Source organism: Acidovorax sp. SUPP2825, from assembly GCF_030158995.1.
Lineage (GTDB): Bacteria > Pseudomonadota > Gammaproteobacteria > Burkholderiales > Burkholderiaceae_C > Paracidovorax.
On record NZ_BQXK01000001.1, the window covers coordinates 424,574 to 440,560 of the forward strand.

Annotated in this window: 16 protein-coding genes and 1 tRNA gene; 11 read left to right on the forward strand and 6 right to left on the reverse strand. The window is 68.3% G+C overall.

Annotated features, from left to right (window positions below; translation table 11 throughout):
• Positions 1 to 43: 43 nt before the first annotated feature.
• A complete protein-coding gene (locus AVAK2825_RS02015; protein WP_272565544.1) occupies positions 44 to 679 on the reverse strand; it encodes an L-threonylcarbamoyladenylate synthase in 636 nt (211 codons plus the stop codon).
• A gap of 10 nt (positions 680 to 689) precedes the next feature.
• The gene (locus tag AVAK2825_RS02020) at positions 690 to 1,553 is read right to left on the reverse strand and encodes a 3',5'-nucleoside bisphosphate phosphatase (protein ID WP_284393688.1); all 864 of its coding nucleotides are present in this window, start codon (positions 1,551 to 1,553) and stop codon (positions 690 to 692) included.
• Positions 1,554 to 1,738: 185 nt separating this feature from the next.
• Between AVAK2825_RS02020 and AVAK2825_RS02025 the strand changes: the two genes are divergently transcribed.
• The gene (locus AVAK2825_RS02025) at positions 1,739 to 3,613 is read left to right on the forward strand and encodes a methyl-accepting chemotaxis protein (protein WP_284393690.1); all 1,875 of its coding nucleotides are present in this window, start codon (positions 1,739 to 1,741) and stop codon (positions 3,611 to 3,613) included.
• Positions 3,614 to 3,816: 203 nt separating this feature from the next.
• On the opposite strand, the gene recJ is transcribed toward AVAK2825_RS02025, so the two are convergent.
• A complete protein-coding gene (recJ, locus tag AVAK2825_RS02030) occupies positions 3,817 to 5,532 on the reverse strand; it encodes a single-stranded-DNA-specific exonuclease RecJ (RefSeq protein ID WP_284393692.1) in 1,716 nt (571 codons plus the stop codon).
• Positions 5,529 to 6,500, reverse strand: a complete 972-nt coding sequence (locus AVAK2825_RS02035; RefSeq protein ID WP_284393694.1) for a phosphoglycerate mutase — start codon at positions 6,498 to 6,500, stop codon at positions 5,529 to 5,531. The genes recJ and AVAK2825_RS02035 overlap by 4 nt, the downstream gene beginning before the upstream one ends.
• 82 nt (positions 6,501 to 6,582) lie before the next feature.
• Between AVAK2825_RS02035 and AVAK2825_RS02040 the strand changes: the two genes are divergently transcribed.
• From AVAK2825_RS02040 to pdxA, 3 genes are all read left to right on the forward strand, one after another.
• Positions 6,583 to 7,836, forward strand: a complete 1,254-nt coding sequence (locus AVAK2825_RS02040; RefSeq protein WP_284393696.1) for a lipoprotein-releasing ABC transporter permease subunit — start codon at positions 6,583 to 6,585, stop codon at positions 7,834 to 7,836.
• Positions 7,829 to 8,557: a lipoprotein-releasing ABC transporter ATP-binding protein LolD gene (lolD, locus tag AVAK2825_RS02045; protein ID WP_284393698.1), complete on the forward strand. Its 729-nt coding sequence runs from the start codon at positions 7,829 to 7,831 to the stop codon at positions 8,555 to 8,557. The genes AVAK2825_RS02040 and lolD overlap by 8 nt, the downstream gene beginning before the upstream one ends.
• 81 nt (positions 8,558 to 8,638) lie before the next feature.
• Entirely contained in the window at positions 8,639 to 9,700 is a 1,062-nt protein-coding gene (gene pdxA, locus AVAK2825_RS02050; protein ID WP_284393700.1) for a 4-hydroxythreonine-4-phosphate dehydrogenase PdxA, read from the forward strand.
• 55 nt (positions 9,701 to 9,755) lie between these two features.
• On the opposite strand, the gene mscL is transcribed toward pdxA, so the two are convergent.
• The gene (mscL, locus tag AVAK2825_RS02055) at positions 9,756 to 10,184 is read right to left on the reverse strand and encodes a large conductance mechanosensitive channel protein MscL (RefSeq protein WP_284393702.1); all 429 of its coding nucleotides are present in this window, start codon (positions 10,182 to 10,184) and stop codon (positions 9,756 to 9,758) included.
• Positions 10,185 to 10,320: 136 nt separating this feature from the next.
• On the opposite strand from mscL, the gene petA reads away from it, so the two are divergent.
• The 6 genes from petA to AVAK2825_RS02085 all read left to right on the forward strand — a co-directional run bounded on the left by petA (position 10,321) and on the right by AVAK2825_RS02085 (position 14,526).
• On the forward strand, positions 10,321 to 10,920 hold the full coding sequence (petA, locus tag AVAK2825_RS02060; protein ID WP_272565535.1) for a ubiquinol-cytochrome c reductase iron-sulfur subunit: 600 nt from the start codon (positions 10,321 to 10,323) through the stop codon (positions 10,918 to 10,920).
• An 11-nt stretch (positions 10,921 to 10,931) separates the two neighbouring features.
• On the forward strand, positions 10,932 to 12,347 hold the full coding sequence (locus AVAK2825_RS02065; protein ID WP_284393705.1) for a cytochrome b: 1,416 nt from the start codon (positions 10,932 to 10,934) through the stop codon (positions 12,345 to 12,347).
• 20 nt (positions 12,348 to 12,367) lie between these two features.
• On the forward strand, positions 12,368 to 13,123 hold the full coding sequence (locus AVAK2825_RS02070; protein WP_272565533.1) for a cytochrome c1: 756 nt from the start codon (positions 12,368 to 12,370) through the stop codon (positions 13,121 to 13,123).
• 99 nt (positions 13,124 to 13,222) lie between these two features.
• Entirely contained in the window at positions 13,223 to 13,834 is a 612-nt protein-coding gene (locus tag AVAK2825_RS02075; RefSeq protein WP_272565532.1) for a glutathione S-transferase N-terminal domain-containing protein, read from the forward strand.
• Between the two features lie 33 nt (positions 13,835 to 13,867).
• Positions 13,868 to 14,401 (forward strand): ClpXP protease specificity-enhancing factor, encoded by a 534-nt coding sequence (locus AVAK2825_RS02080; protein WP_284393917.1) that lies wholly within the window; start codon positions 13,868 to 13,870, stop codon positions 14,399 to 14,401.
• A 49-nt stretch (positions 14,402 to 14,450) separates the two neighbouring features.
• Positions 14,451 to 14,526 (forward strand) — tRNA-Thr (locus AVAK2825_RS02085).
• Between the two features lie 49 nt (positions 14,527 to 14,575).
• Here the strand turns inward: AVAK2825_RS02085 and AVAK2825_RS02090 are convergent.
• On the reverse strand, positions 14,576 to 14,875 hold the full coding sequence (locus tag AVAK2825_RS02090) for a hypothetical protein (RefSeq protein WP_272565530.1): 300 nt from the start codon (positions 14,873 to 14,875) through the stop codon (positions 14,576 to 14,578).
• A gap of 4 nt (positions 14,876 to 14,879) precedes the next feature.
• Here AVAK2825_RS02090 and AVAK2825_RS02095 point away from each other — a divergent pair, with 4 nt between their 5' ends.
• A complete protein-coding gene (locus tag AVAK2825_RS02095) occupies positions 14,880 to 15,887 on the forward strand; it encodes a M23 family metallopeptidase (protein WP_272569826.1) in 1,008 nt (335 codons plus the stop codon).
• Positions 15,888 to 15,987: the final 100 nt, after the last annotated feature.

The following is a 15,987-nucleotide window of genomic DNA, read 5'->3' on the forward strand; positions in this document are numbered from 1 at the left end:
GCGCGTTGACACGCGTCTCAGTGCGGCCTCAGCGCCGCATCCATCAGAGGCCCAGCGCCTGCAGGCTGCCGCGGCCCTCGCGCACCACCCGCGGTTCGCCGCCGTCGTACATGTCGGTCAGGTCCACCACGGTGGTGGGCTCCAGCGGGCAGGCGCCCGCATCGACGACGGCGTCGATCTGGTGCTCGTAGCGCTCGCGGATCTCGCGTGGGTCGTTCAACGGCAGGGTTTCGCCCGGCGCGATGAAGGTGGTGGCCAGAAGCGGTGCGCCGTGCAGTTCCAGCAGCAGTTGCAGGCCCTTGCGGTCCGGCACGCGCAGGCCGATGGTCTTGCGCTGCGGATGGCTCACGCGGCGGGGCACTTCCTTGGTGGCGTCCAGGATGAAGGTGTAGGGCCCGGGCGTCGCCAGCTTGAGCAGGCGGTACTGCCGGTTGTCCACGCGGGCGTAGTTTGCCAGCTCCGACAGGTCGCGGCACAGCAGGGTGAGGTGGTGCTTTTCGTCCACCTGCCGGATGCGGCGCAGGCGGTCCACGGCCGCCTTGTCGTCCAGCTGGCACACCAGGGCGTAGCTGGAGTCGGTGGGCACGGCCAGCACCGCGCCTTGCTTGAGCAGCGCGGCGCCCTGCTTGAGCAGCCGGGGCTGCGGGTTGTCGGGGTGGACTTCGAAATACTGGGCCAAGGGAAGGTCCTCAGGCGGCGGTGTGGATGCGGTCTGCCAGCAGGTCCCACACGGGGGTCAATGCGCCGGGCAGCGAGGGCAGGGCGCCCAGGTCGGTGTGCGATTCGTCCGGGCTGTGGAAGTCGCTGCCGCGCGATGCGGCGAGCTTGAATTCGGTGGCCATGGCGGCATACACCCCGTATTCGGGCACGGAATGGCTGCCGGTCACCACCTCCACCCCCCGGCCGCCATGCTGGATGAATTCGGTGAAAAGCGCGTACTCGGCATTTGCGCTGAATTTGTAGCGGGCCGGATGGGCGATGACGGCCATGCCGCCGGCCTCGCAGATCCAGCGCACCGCATCGCCGAGCGCGGCCCAGCGGTGCGGCACGTAGCCGGGCTTGCCTTCGGTGAGGTATTTGCGGAACACCTCGGAGGTGTCGCGGCACACGCCGGTTTCCACCAGAAAGCGCGCGAAATGGGTGCGGGAGATGAGTTCCGGGTTGCCCACGTAGCGCAGCGCGCCCTCGTAGGCACCGCGGATGCCCACCTGGGCCAGTTGGCGGGACATTTCCATCGCGCGCTCGCCGCGCCCGCCGCGGGTGGCGGCCAGGCCCTGGCCGAGCTGCCGGTCGTCCGGATCGAACCCCAGGCCGACGATGTGCACGGTGGTATCGGCGAAGGTGACCGAGATCTCCACGCCGGTGAGGTAGGGCAGGCCGTGCAATGCGGCGGCGGCCATGGCGCGGTGCTGGCCGCCGATCTCGTCGTGGTCCGTCAGGGCCCACAGCTGCACGCCGTTGGCGTGCGCCCGGGCGGCCAGTTCCTCGGGCGTGAGCGTGCCGTCGGAAACCACGGAATGGCAATGCAGGTCGGCGTTGAGAAGGATGGACACGGATCGATTCTAGGCCGCCGGCCCTCCCGTGTGTCGCAATCTGGCGCCAAGTATGGAAAACCCCCCTGACGCCCATCGCCGCTAACCCGCAAAATGTAAGCAAAAGTGCACGCCGGAAACGCGCCATGCGTTGCATCCACTGCCGTGTGCTTTTTGCGCTTCTTCACCTTCGCTCCCACCTCCCGATGAACTTCCAGAACCTTTCCGTTGGCCGCAAGCTGTGGCTCATCATCCTCGGCCTCATGGGCAGCATGCTGCTGCTGGTCTATGCCCTCGTGAACTACACGGCCCGCGTGGATGCCGAAACCACCGCCGTGGTCCAGGCCAACGAAGACCGCATCTCGCTGGCCTTGCGCTGGAAGGGCATGACGCAGCTGGCCGTGGAGCGCGTGGTGGTGAGCGCGGTGACCACCGACGAGGTGCTGAGCACCCGCATGAAGGCGCTGGTCAAGAACGACATCGCCGCCATCACCGAGATCCAGAAGAAGATCATCGCGCAGGCCGTGACGCCCGAAGACAAGGCCCAGCTCGAACGCGTCTCCGCCGAGCGGGCCGCCGTGCTCAAGATCACGGCCCAGGCGCAGGAAGGCCGTGTGGACATCGACGCCACCCGCAAGCTCGTGGACGACACGTTGCTGCCCGCCGTCACCAAGTACATCCAGACCCAGGAGACCTTCGTCGAGCAGCAGCAGGGCCAGCGCGAAGCGGCCAAGGCCGAGGGCCAGCGCCAGCGGGAGAAGGCCCACTGGATCGGCGCGGCGATTGCTGCCCTGGTGGTGTTGCTGGGCGTGTTCCTGGCGTACCTCACGGTGCACTCGATCACCCAGCCGCTGGACCGCGCCGTGGGCCTGGCCGACGCCATCGCCGAGGGCGACCTGACCGTCGACGTGCAGGACGCGCGCAAGGATGAGCTGGGCCACCTGCTGCGCTCGCTGTCCGCCATGGCGGCGCGCCTGCGCGGCGTGGTGGCCGAGGTGCGCTCGGGCGTGGAGTCGGTGTCCTCCGCCTCCACCGAGATCGCCACCGGCAACCAGGACCTGTCCGCCCGCACCGAACAGACCGCCGCCAACCTCGAGGAGACGGCGGCCAGCATGGAAGAGTTGACCGCCACCGTCACCCAGTCCGCCGACACCGCGCGCCAGGCCAACCAGCTCGCGTCCACGGCGGCGCAGGTGGCCGGGCGGGGCGGCGAGGTGGTAGGCCAGGTGGTGACCAGCATGCAGCAGATCACCGACAGCTCGCGCAAGATCAGCGACATCATCGGCGTGATCGACGGCATCGCCTTCCAGACCAACATCCTGGCGCTGAACGCTGCCGTGGAGGCTGCCCGGGCCGGCGAGCAGGGCCGGGGCTTCGCGGTGGTGGCGTCGGAGGTGCGCAGCCTGGCGCAGCGTTCGGCCGAGGCGGCCAAGGAGATCAAGCTGCTGATCGATACCTCCGTGCGCAACGTGGAATCGGGCTCGCAGCAGGTGGCGCAGGCCGGCCAGACCATGGAGGAGATCGTCGGCAGCGTGCAGCGCGTGTCCGACCTGATCGGCGAGATCACCGCGTCGTCCACCGAGCAGCGCGACGGCATCGCCCAGGTCAACCAGGCCGTGAGCAATCTGGACCAGATGACCCAGCAGAACGCCGCGCTGGTGGAGCAGTCCAGCGCCGCTGCCACGGCGATGCGCGACCAGGCGCAGCGGCTGTCGCAGGTGGTGTCGGTGTTCAACGTGGGGGCGGTGGCCGTGGCGAGGGCGCCGATCCCGGCCCCCGCGCGGCCTGCCGCGCCGCGCCCGGCGCCTGCCGTGGCGCTGAACCGCTCGGCCGCAGCGCCGGCACGCGTCCCGGCAGCCGCTGCTCCGGCAGCGCTCGCCGCGCCGGTTCCCCGCGCTGGCGCGGCGGCGCCCGCCAAACCTGCCAAACCCGCTGCGGCGGCCGCGCCCCGGGCGCCTTCGGCCAAGGCACCCGCCGCAGCACCCGCAGCCGCGCCCCGCGCCGCCAGCGCCGCCGCAACGCCGCGCCCGGCCGCGGCGCGGTCGGCGTCCGGCTCCGAGGATGATTGGGAAACGTTCTGAAAAACCGGGACGCCGGGAGCGGGCCAAGCCAGGCGCAGGCCCCGGCGCCCGGCACCTGGGCGCTCAACGCGGCAGGGGCTGTTTGCTATTAAATCAGTAGCTAATCAGGCAATCAATCCGCCGGCGTGAGGCCTGTTTCCCCATGAATGGGCCCCGGCAGCGCCCGGGCCCGCCGGGCCGCACGATGGCCCGGCGCGGCCCCTTCAAAGCTGCGCGCCTTCCACCAGAAACTGCACCCGACGCTCGCCCTTCCACTCGTTCACGTCCAGCCGGAACGCCAGCAGCACACGCGAGGGCAGTTGCTCGGTGTGGCCGAACCAGATGCCGTCCACCGGCTGGCCCTGGTGCAGCAGCTTGAGCGACAGGTGGTGCTTGTTCTCGCCCACCAGGCGCTGCGACAGCACTTCGACCTCCTCGCTGAACGTGGGCGGCGCGAAGCCCTGGCCCCAGACCTCGCGGTGCAGGGTGTCCACCATGTCCGCGCGGCAGTATTCGGGGGCCAGGGGGCCGTCGGTGTCGAGCCGGCGGGTGAGCGTTGCGGCGTCCAGCCACTCCTGCGCGACCAGGGCGAAGGCGCGCTCGAAGGTGGCGAAGTGTTCCTCGGCCACCGTGCAGCCGGCCGCCATGGCATGGCCGCCGAACTTGAGCAGCGTGCCCGGGTGGCGCTTGGCCACGAGGTCGAGCGCATCGCGCAGGTGAAAGCCTGGAATGGACCGCCCCGAGCCCTTGAGTTCGTGCCCCTTGCCCGGCGCGGCGCTGGCGGCGAAGACGAAGGTCGGGCGGTGCAGCTTGTCCTTGATGCGCGAGGCGACGATGCCCACCACGCCTTCGTGGAAGTCGGGGTCGAACACGCTGATGGCCGGCGGGGGCTCGGTGCCTTCCTCGAACAGGCTCTCAGCCATGAGCAGCGCCTGCTCGCGCATGCCGCCCTCGATCTCGCGGCGCTCGCGGTTGATGGCATCGAGCGTGCGGGCGAGTTCGGCGGCGCGGCCGGGGTCGTCCGTCAGCAGGCATTCGATGCCCAGCGTCATGTCCGCCAGGCGCCCCGCGGCGTTGATGCGCGGCCCCAGGGCGAAGCCGAAGTCGAAGGTGGTCGCCACGGGCGCCTTGCGGCCCGCGGCGTCGAACAGCGCGGCGATGCCCGCCGGCATGGCGCCCGCGCGGATGCGGCGCAGGCCCTGCGCCACCAGGCGGCGGTTGTTGCTGTCGAGGCGCACCACGTCGGCCACGGTGCCCAGCGCGACGAGCGGCAGCAGCGGCTCCAGCTTGGGTTGGCTGGCCTTGTCGAACACGCCGCGTTCGCGCAGCTCGGCGCGCAGCGCCATCAGCACGTAGAACATGACGCCCACGCCGGCGATGGATTTGCTCTCGAAGGCGCAGCCGGGCTGGTTGGGGTTGACCATGGCATCGGCCAGCGGCAGCGCGGGGCCGGGCAGGTGGTGGTCGGTGACGAGCACCTGCAGGCCCAGCGCCTTGGCCTCGGCCACGCCGTCCACGCTGGCGATGCCGTTGTCCACGGTGATGAGCATGTCGGCGCCGCGCTCGTGCACGCGGCGCGCGATGCTGGGGGTGAGGCCGTAGCCGTCCGCCACGCGGTCGGGCACCAGGTAGTCCACCTGCCGCGCGCCCAGCAGGCGCAGGCCGCGCACGGCCACGGCGCAGGCGGTGGCGCCGTCGCAGTCGTAGTCGGCCACCACGATGAGGCGGCGGTCCTGCGCGATGGCGTCGGCCAGCAGCACGGCGGCCTCGCGCGTGCCGCGCAGCGTGTCGGGAGGCAGCAGCCGCGCCAGGCCGTCGTCGAGCTCGTCCTTGCCGCACACGCCGCGGGCGGCGTACAGCCGTGCCAGCAGCGGGTGCACGCCGGCCTGCTCGAGCGCCCAGGCGGCGCGCGGCGGAATGTCTCTTGCTACTATTTTCATAGCAATGTGCCGTAGTCTTTCATGCGCTGGGGCCGGAAAAGGCTTTGAATCCTTTGCACGAATCCGCGCGGCCCCGTCTGCCAGGTGAGCGCGCTGCGCTCGCCGCACAGCGTGAGCCGCGCCGCGCCGCCGGTCGCCACGCGGTCGGCCAGCCGGGCGACCGGGCCGCTGTCCAGCGCCTGCCAGGCGGCGCGCCAGGTGCGCCAGTCCTCGGCCAGGGCGGCATCGCGCAGGGCGGTGGGCATTTCGGGCGGCGGGGCCGCCGGTGCCGCGCCCGGGGCGGCGGGCGGCGGCGACCCGGTGCCATGCACCCAGAAGGAGTTGACCGGCCCCAGGCCCTGCGCCGCACGCGCGTCGTTGAAGGCATGGGTGTAGAGCAGCATCTGCATCTCGCTTTGCAGGCGGTGCAGCAGGCGGGCCTGCAGCGCATCGGGCATCCAGGCGCGCACGTCGCGCTGGATCACGCGGTCCAGCGAGGCGGTGGCGAGCCCTTCGAACACGGCGCCGCGCGCCAGCCAGCGCGTGGGCTGCTCATAGGCGAGCACGATGCCGTCCTCGGCGAACCAGGGCGCCACGATGGCCAGCAGCGCGCGCGATGCGGCTTCGTCCAGGCGCAGCGCGGCCGGATCGCCGACGGTGACGTGCTCGGTGGTCACGCGCCATTCGCAGGGCGTGACGAAGGCCCAGGCCGTGCCGCCGTCGCCATCGGCGCCAGTGACTCCGGTCTGGCGCTGGTGCCAGGCGGCCCAGGGCGCCTGGCGGCGGGTGGCCGGCAAACCCAGGTGGCGGGCCAGGGCGCGCTCGTGGGGGGGGATGAAATCGGTCTCGTCTCCGGGGTCGGTGGCGGGGGCCGGCAGGCGGGCGAGCAGCCGGTCGAGGTGGGGCAGGGCGAGGTCCTGCAAGGCCTGCTGGCATCCGTCCGAGGGGCTGGCCGCGAACGGAATGAGCAAATGGGGGGTGTCCGACATGGGCGTATTGTCCGGGATGCCACAATCGGCGCCGCCCGGTGGCCGACATTTCCAGAGCGGCGGCGGGCCTTCCATCACACCCATGCAAATTCCCTACGAGCTGGCCCTGGGCTGGCGCTACACCCGGGCCGGGCGCGCCACGCGGCGCAACGGCTTCATCTCGTTCATCTCGGGCGTCTCCATGCTGGGCATCGCGCTCGGCGTGGCGGCGCTCATCATCGTGCTCAGCGTGATGAACGGTTTTCAGAAGGAGGTGCGCGACCGCATGCTGAGCGTGGTCTCGCACATCGAGATCTTCGCCCCCCACGGCGCGGCGCTGCCCGACATGCCGCGCACGCTGGCCCAGGCGCGGGCCAACCCCGAGGTCGTGGGCGCGGCGCCGTTCGTCTCCGCGCAGGCGCTTCTGGCGCGCGGCGAGGACATGAAGGGCACGCTGGTGCGCGGCATCGACCCGCTGCGCGAAGGCGATGTGACCGACCTGGCCGCCGCCAACGTCGACGCCCTCAAGGCCCTGGTGCCGGGCGAGTTCCGCGTGGTGCTGGGCAGCGAACTGGCCCGCGCCCTGGGCGTGCGCCTGGGCGACGCGGTCACGCTGATCGCGCCGGGCGGGCAGGTGACGCCCGCGGGCGTGGTGCCCCGCCTCAAGCAGATGACGGTGGCGGGCACGTTCAACTCGGGGCATTACGAATACGACTCGGCGCTGGTGCTGCTGCACCACGAGGACGCCGAGCGCATCTTCCGCCTGGAGGGGCCGACCGGCATCCGCCTCAAGCTCAAGGACCTGCACCGCGCGCCCCAGGTGGCGCAGGAGCTGGCGCACTCGCTCACCGGCGACCTGCTGATCCGCGACTGGACGCAGCAGAACCGCACCTGGTTCGCCGCCGTGCAGCTGGAAAAACGCATGATGTTCATCATCCTCACGCTCATCGTGGCGGTGGCGGCGTTCAACCTCGTGTCCACGCTGGTGATGACCGTGACCGACAAGCGCGCGGACATCGCCATCCTGCGCACCCTGGGCGCGAGCCCGGGCAGCATCATGGGCATCTTCGTGGTGCAGGGCGCGATGGTGGGCGTCATCGGCACGCTGGCCGGCCTGCTGCTGGGCCTGGGGATCGCGGTGAACATCGACGTGATCGTGCCGGCCATCGAGCACGCGCTGAACGCGAGCTTCCTGCCCAAGGACATCTACCTCATCAGCAAGATGCCGAGCGAGCCGCAAAGCAGCGACATCGTGCCCATCGGCATCATTTCCCTGGTGCTGGCCTTCGTGGCCACGCTCTATCCCAGCTGGCGCGCGAGCCGCGTGAACCCCGCGGAGGCCCTGCGCTATGAATGACCTGTCCACGCCCGGCGCCGCCGCGCCCCATGCCGATCCCGCCGCCCGCGGGCCGGTGGTCCTGCAGGCCCGGGGCCTGACCAAGCGCTTCACCGAAGGCCGCCTGGACGTCACCGTGCTGCAAGGGGTGGACCTGGACGTGCATGCCGGCGAGACGCTCGCCATCGTCGGCGCTTCGGGCTCCGGCAAGAGCACGCTGCTGCACCTGTTGGGCGGGCTGGATGCGCCCACCGCCGGCAGCGTGCAGCTGCAGGGCAAGGCCTTCGACACGCTCTCGGCCGACCGCCAGGGGCAACTGCGCAACCAGCACCTCGGGTTCATCTACCAGTTCCACCACCTGCTGCCGGAGTTCAGCGCGCAGGACAACGTGGCCATGCCGCTGCGCATCCGCCGCATGCCGTATGCCGACTGCGTGGCGCAGGCGGTCGAGATGCTCACCGCCGTGGGGCTGGGCGGCCGGGTGCAGCACCGGCCGGCCGAGCTGTCCGGCGGCGAGCGCCAGCGCGTGGCGATCGCGCGGGCCCTGGTCACCCGGCCCGCCTGCGTGCTGGCCGACGAGCCGACTGGCAACCTGGACCGGGCCACCGCCGACGGGGTGTTCCAACTGATGCTGCAGCTCGCGCGCGACAAAGGCACGGCGTTCGTGATGGTCACCCACGACGAGTCGCTCGCCGCGCGCTGCGACCGCGTGGTGCGGCTGACCTCGGGCGTGCTGGCGTGAGCCCTGGGCCGTCCGTGGTTTTTGGATGCTATTGAATTAATAGCGGCATGCCCTAGAAATATATGCGCTAGAGCCCGATTCATGCCTTCATCTGACTCTTCCCTCGCCCTGCCGCCCCTGGCCATCACCCAGGGCGATCCGGCCGGCATCGGCCCTGAAATCGTGGCCAAGGCGTTCCGCGATGCGCCGGACGACCTGCGCGGCTGCTTCGCCGTGGGCGATCTGGCCACGCTGCGCCGGGCCGCCCAGTGCATCCAGCGGCCCGGCGAGCCGTCGCTGCCCGTGGCCATCATGCAGGTGCCCGCCGACGTGGCTGGCGTGCCGCCGCGCTGCCTGCCGGTGTGGCCCCTGCCGGGATTGCCGGGGCCGGTGCCCTTCGGGCAGGTGAGCGCTCAGGCCGGCCGGGCCGCGGCCGACTGCGTGGTCTGGGCCGCGCGGGCCGCCCTGCGCGGCGAGATCGCCGCCCTGGTCACCGCGCCGCTGCACAAGGAGGCGCTGAGCGCCGCGGGCGTGGATTTTCCCGGCCACACGGAACTGCTGCAAGCCGAGGCTGCGCGCCATGCCGGCGTGCCGCTGGCCGATATGCCCGTGCGCATGATGCTGGCGAGCGACGAGCTGCGCACCGTGCTGGTGAGCATCCACGTCTCGCTGCGCGATGCGATCGCGGCCGTCACGCGCGAGAACGTGCTGGACTCGCTGCGCATCACCCACGAAGCGCTCTCGCGCAGCCTGGGCCGCGCGCCGCGCATCGGCGTGGCTGGGCTCAATCCGCACGCGGGCGAGGGCGGCCTGTTCGGCCGTGAAGAGTTGGAAGTGATCGCCCCGGCCGTCGAGGCCGCGCGCCGCCTGGGCGTGGACGCGCACGGCCCCTACGCCCCCGACACCATCTTCATGCGGGCACGCCACACGCCGCAGCGCGCGGGCGAGTTCGATGTCGTGCTGGCGATGTACCACGACCAGGGGCTGATCCCGGTCAAGTACCTGGGCGTGGACAAGGGCGTGAACGTGACGCTCGGCCTGCCGCTGGTGCGCACCAGCCCCGATCACGGCACGGCGTTCGACATCGCCGGACAGGGCATCGCGGATGCCTCCAGCCTGATCGAGGCCGTGCGCATGGCGCGGCGGCTGGCCTCGGCCGCTTGAGCGGCCGGGAGGCCGCCCGCGCCGGGTGCTCCGGGCGCGCCGCGCGCCCTGGCTTTCAGCGCTTGAGGCTGTCGCGGATCTCGCGCAGCAGCACGATGTCTTCCGGCGTCGCCACCGGGGCCGGCGCGGGTGCCGGCGCCTGGCGCTTGAGGCGGTTGATCTGCTTGACCATCATGAAGATGATGAAAGCCAGGATCAGGAAGTTGACCGCCACGGTGATGAAGTTGCCGTAGGCCAGCACCGGAACGCCGGCCTTCTTGAGCGCGTCCAGCGTCTGCGGCACGCCGGGCGGCACGGTGCCCAGCACCACGAACAGGTTGGAGAAATCCAGCCGGCCGAAGACCAGCCCCACCACCGGCATGATCAGGTCGCCGACCACCGAATCGACGATCTTGCCGAAGGCGCCGCCGATGATCACGCCGACCGCAAGGTCTACCACATTACCTTTGATCGCGAACTCTTTGAATTCCTTTGCGATGCTCATTTCGCCCCTCCTTGATATAGCTGAAAACCCTCGCAGTATTGCGCAGGTTTAGGGGTGTTAACGCCTAGGAATACCCATTTTCACTCCGCTACAATTCCGCGATTGCCCCACCCAGCGAAGTACAACGAGGACACCCATGAGTGAAACTCCTATCGACTCCAGCAAGCGGACGTGGCTCATCGCCTCTGGCTGCGCTGGTGCCGTGGGCGGCGTAGCAACCGCCGTACCGTTCGTGAGCACGTTCCAGCCTTCCGAGAAGGCCAAGGCGGCAGGCGCCGCGGTCGAAGTCGATATTTCCGATCTCAAGCCGGGCGAGAAAATCACGGTCGAATGGCGCGGCAAGCCCGTGTGGATCATCAAGCGCACGCCCGACCAGCTCGCCGCGCTGCCCTCGCTGGATGCGCAGCTGGCCGACCCGAAATCGGAGCGCAAGCCGAGCGAACTCACCCCCGAATACGCCCGCAACGAAGCGCGTTCCATCAAGCCTGAAATCCTCGTGGCCGTGGGCATCTGCACCCACCTGGGCTGCTCGCCTTCGGACAAATTCGTGCCCGGTGCGCAGCCCTCGCTGCCCGACGACTGGAAGGGCGGCTTCCTGTGCCCCTGCCACGGCTCCACGTTCGACATGGCCGGCCGCGTGTTCAAGAACAAGCCGGCGCCGGACAACCTGGAAGTGCCTCCCCACATGTACCTGTCGGAGACCAAGCTCCTGATCGGTGAAGACAAGAAGGCATGAGGGAACACGACATGGCCCACGAATTCAAGGACATCTCCCCCAACGCCTCCACCGGCGCCAAAGTCACCAACTGGTTCGAGAACCGGTTCCCGACCGCGTTCGACGCCTACCGCGTCCACATGTCGGAGTACTACGCGCCGAAGAACTTCAACTTCTGGTACATCTTCGGCTCGCTGGCCCTGCTGGTGCTGGTGATCCAGATCGTCACCGGCATCTTCCTGGTGATGCACTACAAGCCCGACGCGTCGAAGGCCTTCGAGTCGGTCGAGTACATCATGCGCGACGTGCCGTGGGGCTGGCTCATCCGCTACATGCACTCCACGGGCGCCTCGGCGTTCTTCGTGGTGGTGTACCTGCACATGTTCCGCGGGCTGCTCTACGGCTCGTACCGCAAGCCGCGCGAACTGGTCTGGATCTTCGGCTGCGCCATCTTCCTGGCGCTGATGGCCGAGGCCTTCATGGGCTACCTGCTGCCCTGGGGCCAGATGTCGTACTGGGGCGCTCAGGTGATCGTGAACCTGTTCGCGGCCATCCCCTTCATCGGCCCTGACCTCGCGCTGCTGATCCGCGGCGACTACGTGGTGGGCGATGCCACGCTGAACCGCTTCTTCAGCTTCCACGTGATCGCCGTGCCGCTGGTGCTGCTGGGCCTGGTGGTGGCGCATCTGCTGGCGCTGCACGACGTGGGCTCCAACAACCCCGACGGCGTGGAGATCAAGGGCCCCAATGCCCCCCGCGACGACAAGGGCCATCCGCTGGACGGCATCCCGTTCCACCCCTACTACACGGTGCATGACATCTTCGGGGTCTGCGTGTTCCTGTTCATCTTCTCGGCCGTGGTGTTCTTCGCGCCCGAGTTCGGTGGCTACTTCCTCGAGTACAACAACTTCATCCCGGCCGATCCGCTCAAGACGCCCGCCCACATCGCGCCCGTCTGGTACTTCACGCCGTTCTATTCCATGCTGCGCGCCATCACCAGCGAGATGATGTACGCCCTCATCGCGTGCGTGGTGCTGGCGGCCGGCTTCGGCGTGGTCAAGGGCCGCCTGCCGGTCTTCATTAAGGTGGCGATCGTGGCCATCGCGGCAGCGGCCATCGCCCTCATGCTGTCGATCGACGCCAAGTTCTGGGGCGTGGTCGTGATGGGCGGCGCCGTCATCATCCTGTTCTTCCTGCCCTGGCTGGACATGAGCCCGGTCAAGTCGATCCGCTACCGTCCGGGCTGGCACAAGTACCTGTACGGCATCTTCGTGATCAACTTCGTCGCGCTGGCCTATCTGGGCGTGCAGCCACCGTCGCCGCTGGGCGAGCGTGTCTCGCAGGTCGGCACGCTGTTCTATTTCGGTTTCTTCCTGCTCATGCCCTGGTGGAGCCGGCTCGGCGAGCCCAAGCCCGTGCCGGACCGCGTGATCTTCAAGGCGCATTGAGCAGGCAGGAGACCCATCCCATGAAAAAAATCATCCTCACGCTGATCGCGGCCCTGGGCATCGCCACGGGCGCGCAGGCCGCCGAAGGCGGCATCGCCTGGGACAAGGCCCCGGTCCAGACCAACGACACGGCCTCGCTGCAAAACGGTGCCAAGCTCTTCGTCAACTACTGCCTGAGTTGCCACTCGGCCGCGTTCATGCGGTTCAACCGCCTGAAGGACATCGGCCTCACCGACCAGCAGATCAAGGACAACCTGCTGTTCACCACCGAAAAGGTGGGCGAGACCATGAAGTCCACCATCGATCCGCGCCAGGCCAAGGACTGGTTCGGCGCCAATCCGCCCGACCTCACGGTGATCGCCCGTTCTCGCGCCGGCCATGGCGGAACGGGGGCGGATTACCTCTATACCTTCCTGCGCACTTTCTACCGCGACGAGACCAAGGCCACGGGATGGAATAATCTCGCCTTCCCGAGTGTCGGCATGCCTCACGTGCTCTGGCAATTGCAGGGCGACCGGCGCCCCGTGTTCGAACAGCAGGAGAGCCATGGCCACAAGACGGAAGTCTTCAAGGGCTGGACGCAGGTGAGTCCGGGCACAATGAGCCCCCTCCAATACGACCAGGCCGTGGGTGATCTCGTCAATTACCTGCAATGGATGGGCGAGCCAGCGCAAAATACCCGGTTGCGCGTCGGCGTCTGGGTTTTGATTTTCCTCGGTGTGTTCACGGTGATTGCCTGGAGGCTCAACGCAGCTTTCTGGAAAGACATCAAGTAACCGCACCAACCGCCTGCGTCGCCAGACCTGGCGCTGCCCAGGTTTTCAGAGTGGACGCATCCTGCGCCCACTCTTTTTGATTTTTAGGAGCCTCTCACCATGATGGTGCTTTATTCGGGTACGACCTGTCCCTTCTCCCATCGCTGCCGTTTCGTTCTGTTCGAGAAGGGAATGGACTTCGAGATCCGCGATGTGGACCTGTACAACAAGCCCGAAGACATCAGCGTGATGAACCCCTACGGACAGGTGCCGATCCTGGTCGAGCGCGACCTGATCCTGTACGAATCGAACATCATCAACGAATACATCGACGAGCGCTTCCCGCATCCGCAATTGATGCCCGGCGACCCGGTGGACCGCGCCCGCGTGCGCCTGTTCCTGCTGAACTTCGAGAAGGAACTGTTCGTTCACGTGAACATCCTCGAATCGCGTGCCACCAAGGGCAACGAGAAGGCGCTGGAAAAAGCCCGCGCCCACATCCGCGACCGCCTCACGCAACTGGCGCCCGTGTTCCTCAAGAACAAGTACATGCTGGGCGAGAATTTCTCGATGCTGGACGTGGCCATCGCGCCGCTGCTCTGGCGCCTGGATTACTACGGCATCGACCTGAGCAAGAACGCCGCGCCGCTGCTCAAGTATGCTGAGCGCATCTTCTCGCGTCCTGCGTACATCGAAGCGCTGACGCCTTCCGAAAAAGTCATGCGCAAGTGATTGCGCAATCCTTCCTTCCCGCACGCCACCATGATGAACGCCCAGGATTCCACCTCCACTCGCCCCTATCTCATCCGGGCCTTGTATGAGTGGTGCACCGACAACGGGCTCACGCCCTACGTTGCCGTGCGGGTGGACGACTCGGTGCAGGTGCCGCGCGAGTATGTGAAGGATGGCGAGATCGTGCTCAACATCAGCTACGACGCGACCAGTGCGCTGCAGCTGGGCAACGATTTCATCGAGTTCAAGGCGCGCTTCGGCGGCAAGCCACGTGACATCATGGTCCCTGTGGGCCGTGTGATCGCCATCTACGCGCGCGAGAATGGCCAGGGCATGGCCTTTCCGCCGCCGGTGGACGTGCTGGAGCCGAGCGAAGGGGGCGTGCTGTCTTCCTCGGTCCTCAGCACGGCCACCTCCGCGCCCGCGGAGTCCGAGCCTTCGACGGGCTCGGATGATCGCGTGGTGCAACTGGTGTCCACCGATTCGCCTCCGGACGACGGTGGTGCGCCGCCCCGGCCGACGTCGCCGGGCGCCGGTGGCCGGCCCTCGCTCAAGCGCGTCAAATAGCGTTGCCGTGCGGCTGCGGCGCATTTCGCGCGGCTAGAATGCAGCCTTCGCCGATTTAGCTCAGTTGGTAGAGCACCCGCCTTGTAAGCGGTAGGTCGTCAGTTCGATTCCGACAATCGGCACCATCTTTCCCTCTTTTCCGTCTCCCCTTTGCCATGCCTTCCCTTGCGGGCTTCAGGTTTGGATTTTGAGGCGAATGGAGTTAACCTCCCACCCCCGAGTGCGCAAATGCGCCTGCAAGGCAGGCAGCAACTGACGCACCTTGGCCGCCGCTGCGTTGCTGCGCACCAGCAGGCACCATGTCGGGCCTTCGATCGGCCCTGCCTGAATGGCGGGCCGCAAAGTGGGGGGGATCAATGGCTCGATGGCCTTGAGCCGCTCCGTGGATTCGCGTGTCAGTGCCGCCAGCTTGGCCAATGTGGGGGATTCCTCCGTGGCTTGAAGCAGGGTGACGGCTTGGTGACGGCGGTTCATGGCAATGCGCCGCGCGGCGCGGAGAAATGTAGTGCACTTGATTATCACGGACGCCCGGCTGGCGCGAAGCCGGGCCATACACCTGACAGGGACACGGCTCATGGCGGCGGGCTTGCTGGTCTCTTTTACCATCATGCTGGTCGCAGCCATGCTCTACCACTGGGTCTTTCTCAAGGGCGCGCGCGAAGGCTGGCCCATCGTCGGGTCGCTGGTCAAGCTGGTGGCCAAGGACGAAATGGAAGAGCGCGACCGCTTCATGCGCGCCAACCTCGACGCCATGGCGCGCAAGGTCGGCGAGATGCAGGCGCGCGTCATGCAGCTGGAATCGCTGGGCGAGCGGGTGCTGGGGCTGGCGGGCATGCCGGCGTCGGAACTGTCGCGGCCGCCGGGGCAGGGCGGTGCGCTGGTGTCGGGTCACCCCATGGACATGCAGGAACTGGAGCGCACGCTGGACGACCTGGCCCAGCTCACGGACCGCCGGGTGGATCTGATGACGGTGGTGGAATCGCGGCTGTTCGACCAGCACATCCGAAAGCACATGGTGCCGACGCAGGCGCCGGTGCTGGGCAAGCTCCCCGGCTCGGCATTCGGCTGGCGCATCGACCCCATCACGGGCCACTCCGCCCTGCACACGGGATTGGACTTCCAGGCGGACACGGGCACGCCCATCCTCGCGGCAGCCGGGGGCGTGGTGGTCGCGCAGGAGTACCACCCCGCCTACGGCAACATGATCGAGGTGGACCACGGCAATCAGCTGGTCACCCGGTATGCGCATGCCTCCAAAACGATGGTCAAGCGCGGCGACCTCGTGCGCCGCGGCCAGAAGATCGCCGAGGTCGGCACGACGGGCCGCTCCACCGGCCCCCACCTGCATTTCGAGGTGCTGGTGCAGGGCGTTCCGCAGGATCCGCAAAAATTCCTGATGGCCGGAGCCCAGGCCCCCTCCACCCGCGTGGCCAGTGCCGGACCGCCCCAAAAGGCCGATGGCCAGCCCGTCACCCCGCGCAGGTAAAATCCGCGGTCCGGACCTGCCGACCCGGGTTGCGCAACTTGCAACCCGAGAACGCAGCCCCACCTGAACTCACTTCTTCTTTAGGGATTCTGGTCGCGCC

What these genes read in the sequence shown, in the direction of transcription:
- AVAK2825_RS02025 (WP_284393690.1), top strand. Translation starts at nt 1,739, where the DNA reads ATGAACTTCCAGAACCTTTCCGTTGGCCGCAAGCTGTGGCTCATCATC.
- recJ (WP_284393692.1), bottom strand. Translation starts at nt 5,532, where the DNA reads ATGAAAATAGTAGCAAGAGACATTCCGCCGCGCGCCGCCTGGGCGCTC.
- AVAK2825_RS02035 (WP_284393694.1), bottom strand. Translation starts at nt 6,500, where the DNA reads ATGTCGGACACCCCCCATTTGCTCATTCCGTTCGCGGCCAGCCCCTCG.
- AVAK2825_RS02040 (WP_284393696.1), top strand. Translation starts at nt 6,583, where the DNA reads ATGCAAATTCCCTACGAGCTGGCCCTGGGCTGGCGCTACACCCGGGCC.
- lolD (WP_284393698.1), top strand. Translation starts at nt 7,829, where the DNA reads ATGAATGACCTGTCCACGCCCGGCGCCGCCGCGCCCCATGCCGATCCC.
- pdxA (WP_284393700.1), top strand. Translation starts at nt 8,639, where the DNA reads ATGCCTTCATCTGACTCTTCCCTCGCCCTGCCGCCCCTGGCCATCACC.
- mscL (WP_284393702.1), bottom strand. Translation starts at nt 10,184, where the DNA reads ATGAGCATCGCAAAGGAATTCAAAGAGTTCGCGATCAAAGGTAATGTG.
- petA (WP_272565535.1), top strand. Translation starts at nt 10,321, where the DNA reads ATGAGTGAAACTCCTATCGACTCCAGCAAGCGGACGTGGCTCATCGCC.
- AVAK2825_RS02065 (WP_284393705.1), top strand. Translation starts at nt 10,932, where the DNA reads ATGGCCCACGAATTCAAGGACATCTCCCCCAACGCCTCCACCGGCGCC.
- AVAK2825_RS02070 (WP_272565533.1), top strand. Translation starts at nt 12,368, where the DNA reads ATGAAAAAAATCATCCTCACGCTGATCGCGGCCCTGGGCATCGCCACG.
- AVAK2825_RS02075 (WP_272565532.1), top strand. Translation starts at nt 13,223, where the DNA reads ATGATGGTGCTTTATTCGGGTACGACCTGTCCCTTCTCCCATCGCTGC.
- AVAK2825_RS02080 (WP_284393917.1), top strand. Translation starts at nt 13,868, where the DNA reads ATGAACGCCCAGGATTCCACCTCCACTCGCCCCTATCTCATCCGGGCC.
- AVAK2825_RS02090 (WP_272565530.1), bottom strand. Translation starts at nt 14,875, where the DNA reads ATGAACCGCCGTCACCAAGCCGTCACCCTGCTTCAAGCCACGGAGGAA.
- AVAK2825_RS02095 (WP_272569826.1), top strand. Translation starts at nt 14,880, where the DNA reads ATGCGCCGCGCGGCGCGGAGAAATGTAGTGCACTTGATTATCACGGAC.